This is a genomic window from Microbacterium sp., from assembly GCF_011620715.1.
Lineage (GTDB): Bacteria > Actinomycetota > Actinomycetes > Actinomycetales > Microbacteriaceae > Microbacterium.
In genome coordinates, this window is the sequence record NZ_WOYP01000093.1 from 1 (window position 1) to 4,592 (window position 4,592).

Here is a 4,592-nt window from a genome sequence, read left to right on the forward strand (position 1 = left end):
GGCTATCCGAATCTGCCCCAGCCGAGGTCGCGCCGCAGCGGCGTGCGCAGCGCGCGCTGCGACAGCGCCCACCCGGAACGGGCGGGCTCGTCGTCGGCGGTCGCGCCGGCCGACTCCTCGGCATAGGCCTCGGTCACGACCGCGATCAGGGCCGCGAGCTCGTCGCCGGTGGGATCGCCCTGCAGCACATCGACGCGCATGCTGTCAGCGGGCTGCGCGTCGCCGGTCGAACCCGTCATAGCGGGATATTACCGTGCTTCTTCGGCGGCAGGCTGGCCCGCTTGCCGCGCAGGGCGCGCAGCGCCTTCGCGACGGCCACCCGGGTCTGAGCGGGTTCGATGATGCCGTCAAGCTCACCGCGCTCGGCGGCCAGGAACGGGGATGCCACGTCGTGGGTGTACTGGTTCGCCAGACGCGTGCGCACGGCGGCGACGTCTTCGCCGGCCTCCTCCGCTCGCTTGATCTCGCCGCGGTAGAGGATGTTCACGGCACCCTGGCCGCCCATCACCGCGATCTCGGCCGTGGGCCAGGCGAGGTTGATGTCGGCGCCGAGCTGCTTGGACCCCATCACGATGTACGCGCCGCCGTAGGCCTTGCGCAGGATCACGGTCACGAGCGGCACAGTCGCTTCGGCGTAGGCGTAGAGCAGCTTCGCACCGCGACGGATGACGCCTTCCCACTCCTGGTCGGTACCGGGCAGGTAGCCGGGCACATCGACCAGAGTCACGATCGGAACGGAGAACGCGTCGCAGAACCGCACGAACCGGCTGGCCTTCTCGCCGGCGCGGATGTTCAGGGTGCCCGCCATCTGCGAGGGCTGGTTGGCGACGATGCCGACGGTGCGACCTTCGATGCGGCCGAACCCGACGACGATGTTCGGGGCGAACAGGGGCTGCACCTCGAGGAAGTCGCCATGGTCGACGATGTGCGAGATGACCTGGTGGATGTCGTACGGCTGATTCGCGGAATCCGGCACGATCGTGTTCAGGAAGCGGTCGGCATCCGTCGTCTCGAACTCGAACTCGCTCTCGTACAGCGGGAGCTCGGCCATGTTGTTGTCGGGGAGGAAGCCGAGAAGCGTGCGCGCGTAGTCGATCGCGTCGTCCTCGTCCTCGGCGAGGTAATGGGCGACGCCCGAGCGGGTGTTGTGGGTGTATGCGCCGCCGAGCTCCTCCATGCCGACGTCCTCGCCGGTGACGGTCTTGATCACGTCGGGGCCGGTCACGAACATCTGGCTGGTCTTGTCGACCATGATCACGAAGTCGGTCAGGGCGGGGGAATAGACCGCGCCGCCCGCGGCCGGCCCCATGATGAGCGAGATCTGCGGGATCACGCCGGAGGCTCGGGTGTTCAGGCGGAAGATCTCGCCGTACTTGCCGAGCGCGACGACGCCCTCCTGGATGCGGGCGCCTCCGGAGTCCAGGATGCCGATGATCGGAATCCCGCCGCGGAGGGCGAACTCCATGACCTTGACGATCTTCTCGCCGGCGACCTCGCCGAGAGATCCGCCGAACGTCGAGAAGTCCTGGGCGTACACCGCAACGTTGCGGCCGTGGATCGTGCCGACGCCGGTCACGACCGAGTCGCCGTATGGCCGCGACTTGTCCATGCCGAACGCGGTGGTGCGGTGACGCACGTACTCGTCGAACTCGACGAAGCTCCCCAGGTCGACCAGCATCTCGATGCGCTCACGCGCGGTGAGCTTGCCCTTCGCGTGCTGCTTCTGCTGAGCCGACTGCTCCGCGTCGACCACGGCCTCTTGGAAGCGCGAGCGGAGGTCGGCGATCTTGCCGGCAGTGGTCGAGAGGTCGGGCTGATCGGTCACGCGTACCAGACTATCGGCGGGTTTGCCCGTCAGGTTGGAGAGTTCGCACAAGGGGGCGCCGCATCCGCTGTCCGTGTGTGCCATGGTCGGCCAGCGTAGGCTGATGCTCATGTCGATTCCGCTTCAGGGGTACCCCCGCTCTGCCGCCGTTTCGCCCCGCCTGCAGGTGATCGAGTCGACCGGCTCGACCAACGCCGACCTCCTCAAGGCGGCCGCCGCCTCGCCCGAGCAGTGGCCGCACCTGTCGGTCATGCTGACCACCGATCAGCGCGCCGGGCGCGGGCGCCTCGATCGCACCTGGACGGCACCCCCCGGAACCGGGCTGGCCGTCTCGGTGCTGGTGCGCGTGCCCGATCTGCCGGTGCCGGCGCGCGGATGGATCCCGCTGATCGCGGGCGCCGCCATGACGCGCGCGGTGCTCGACCAGCTGCGCGGCACGGGACACCGCGCCGGGCTGAAGTGGCCGAACGACGTGCTGCTTGACGGGGGCAAGGTGAGCGGCATCCTCGCAGAGGTCGTGCCCGGGCATCCGGAGGCGGTCGTGATCGGCGTGGGCGTGAACACGCGAATGGCCCGCGCCGACCTGCCGGTCGAAACAGCCACGTCGTTCCTCGCTGTCGGGCTGGAAGTCGACGAGGATCGCCTGCTCGCTGATTACCTCGTCGCGCTGGATGCCCAGCTGAGCGCACTCGCGGCGGCTCAGGGCGACGCCGCCGCGGCTGGTGTCCTCGGCGAGATCGAGACGCTGTGCACCACGATCGGATCGGAGGTCGTCGTGTCACTGCCGGACGGCACGCAGCTGCACGGGCGCGCCGAGCGAATCGACCGTGAGGGCCGGCTGGTGGTCCTGGCCGGTGAGGTCGAGACGGCCGTGTCGGCCGGAGACGTCGTCCACGTGCGCTGAGAGTGGGCGTGGCAGCCCTCGGTGTCGCCGCCGGGCCTCACAATGGGAGCATGACCCAGCCGACCACGTATGGCGGCAGAGCGCCCATGATGGTGCCCGGCGCGCCCACGCCCGAGCTGCGGGTCGCGAGGTTTCGCGGACGCGCGCTCCGGCTGGTCTGGTCAGCTCTCGTGCTGGTCGCGGTCGCCGGCGCGCTGGGCTATCTCTACGGGAATCTTCCGGCGCCGCTCGAGAACTGGATGCTGCTGACCGCCGCCGCGGTCGTGGTGCTGTTCCTGGTGCTCCTGCCTTTCCTCTCGTGGTGGGCGCACGTCTACACGATCACCACCCGGCGGGTGATGGAGCGGCGGGGAATCTTCGGCGTCCACCGGCGCGAGCTGACTCACGTGCGCGGCTACACGATCCAGGAGACCCGCGGTCTCGTGCAGCGGATGTGGGGAGCCGGCACGCTCACCCTCTCCAACGGCGTCGACGAACCGCTGGTGCTGGCGAACGTTCCGAGCGTCGCGCTCGTGCACGAGGCCCTCATCGACCAGGTCGAGGTCAACCAGATTTTGGCACACCGCGACGCGCAGGCCTTGCCGCCGATGCCGCCGCCTCCGCCCGTGCCCTGACGCGCCCCCCGCAAGCGGGTGGACGCGCCCCGCGCCTGCGGGATGATGGGAGCGGAGCAAGCGACCGGAAGGATGCTCATGGCGTTGCGAGTCGGAGTCGTCGGCGGTGGACAGCTGGCGCGCATGATGATCGCGCCGGCGGTCGAACTGGGGATCGAGCTGCACGTGCTCGCCGAAGAGGACGGGATGTCGGCATCGCCGGCAGCGACAGCGGTCGGCGACTACCGCGACGCCGCCACCGTGCTCGATTTCGCCCGCGGGGTGGACGTGATCACGTTCGACCACGAGCACGTCCCGCAGGATGTGCTCGCCACCCTCGTGGCGGCGGGAATCGTGGTGCGGCCCGGTCCCGGGGCGCTGCGGATCGCGCAGGACAAGCTCGTCATGCGGGCCCGGATGCAGGAACTTGGGATGCCGCAGCCGGAGTGGGCGGCCGTCACCGGACCGGACGAGCTGCAGAGATTTCTCGAAGCCCACGACGGACGCGCCGTCGTCAAGACCCCGCGCGGCGGCTACGACGGAAAGGGCGTGCGCGTCGTGTCGGCGGCGACGGAGGCCGACGACTGGTTCGCCGCGCTCGCCGAGGACGCGCACGGAGGCGCCCTCCTGGTCGAGGAGCTGGTGGATTTCACGCGAGAGCTCGCGCAGCAGGTCGCCCGCCGCCCGTCCGGCGAGGTCCGCGCCTACCCCGTGGTCGAGACCGTGCAGCGGGGTGGAGTGTGCGCGGAGGTCATCGCGCCCGCGCCGCATGCGGCCGGCCGGCTCGCCGACGTCGCCGCGCGCATCGGGGTCGGAATCGCCGAAGGCCTCGATGTCACCGGGATGCTGGCGGTCGAGCTGTTCGAGACCACTGACGAGCGGCTGCTTGTCAACGAGCTCGCGATGCGGCCGCACAACAGCGGCCATTGGAGCCAGGACGGCGCTGTGACGAGTCAGTTCGAGCAGCATCTGCGCGCAGTGCTCGACCTGCCGCTGGGCGATCCCGAGCCGCGCGCAGAATGGTCGGTCATGGTGAACATCCTCGGCGGACCGGCCGAGGGGTCGATCGACGAGCGGTTCGCTGCGGCGATGGCCGAGCACCCCGCCGCGAAGATCCACGCGTACGGCAAGGCTTCTCGTCCCGGTCGCAAGGTGGGGCACGTCAACGTCGCCGGCGACGACCTCGACGAGGTCGCCTACCAGGCGCGTGCCGCGGCATCCTTCTTCCTCGACTGACCGCCCCGGCCGGCCCGCCCCCGCCGAGGTGGTG

Annotated in this window: 5 protein-coding genes; 3 read left to right on the forward strand and 2 right to left on the reverse strand. The window is 70.0% G+C overall.

Going from position 1 to position 4,592, the window contains the following annotated elements; all coding sequences use genetic code 11:
• Positions 1-2 precede the first annotated feature (2 nt).
• Together QZV84_RS09480 and QZV84_RS09485 are read right to left on the reverse strand one after the other, a co-directional pair.
• Positions 3-239 carry an acyl-CoA carboxylase subunit epsilon gene (locus tag QZV84_RS09480; RefSeq protein WP_292828809.1) on the reverse strand — a complete coding sequence of 79 codons (237 nt, stop codon included), beginning with the start codon at positions 237-239 and terminating at the stop codon, positions 3-5.
• Positions 236-1,825, reverse strand: coding sequence for an acyl-CoA carboxylase subunit beta (locus QZV84_RS09485; RefSeq protein WP_292828812.1), 1,590 nt, complete (start codon positions 1,823-1,825; stop codon positions 236-238). Before QZV84_RS09485 ends, QZV84_RS09480 begins: the two co-directional genes overlap by 4 nt.
• A 109-nt stretch (positions 1,826-1,934) precedes the next feature.
• On the opposite strand from QZV84_RS09485, the gene QZV84_RS09490 reads away from it, so the two are divergent.
• From QZV84_RS09490 to QZV84_RS09500, 3 genes are all read left to right on the forward strand, one after another.
• Entirely contained in the window at positions 1,935-2,729 is a 795-nt protein-coding gene (locus tag QZV84_RS09490; protein ID WP_292828815.1) for a biotin--[acetyl-CoA-carboxylase] ligase, read from the forward strand.
• Positions 2,730-2,779: 50 nt separating this feature from the next.
• On the forward strand, positions 2,780-3,343 hold the full coding sequence (locus QZV84_RS09495) for a PH domain-containing protein (protein WP_292828818.1): 564 nt from the start codon (positions 2,780-2,782) through the stop codon (positions 3,341-3,343).
• Between the two features lie 78 nt (positions 3,344-3,421).
• A complete protein-coding gene (locus tag QZV84_RS09500; RefSeq protein ID WP_292828821.1) occupies positions 3,422-4,558 on the forward strand; it encodes a 5-(carboxyamino)imidazole ribonucleotide synthase in 1,137 nt (378 codons plus the stop codon).
• Positions 4,559-4,592: the final 34 nt, after the last annotated feature.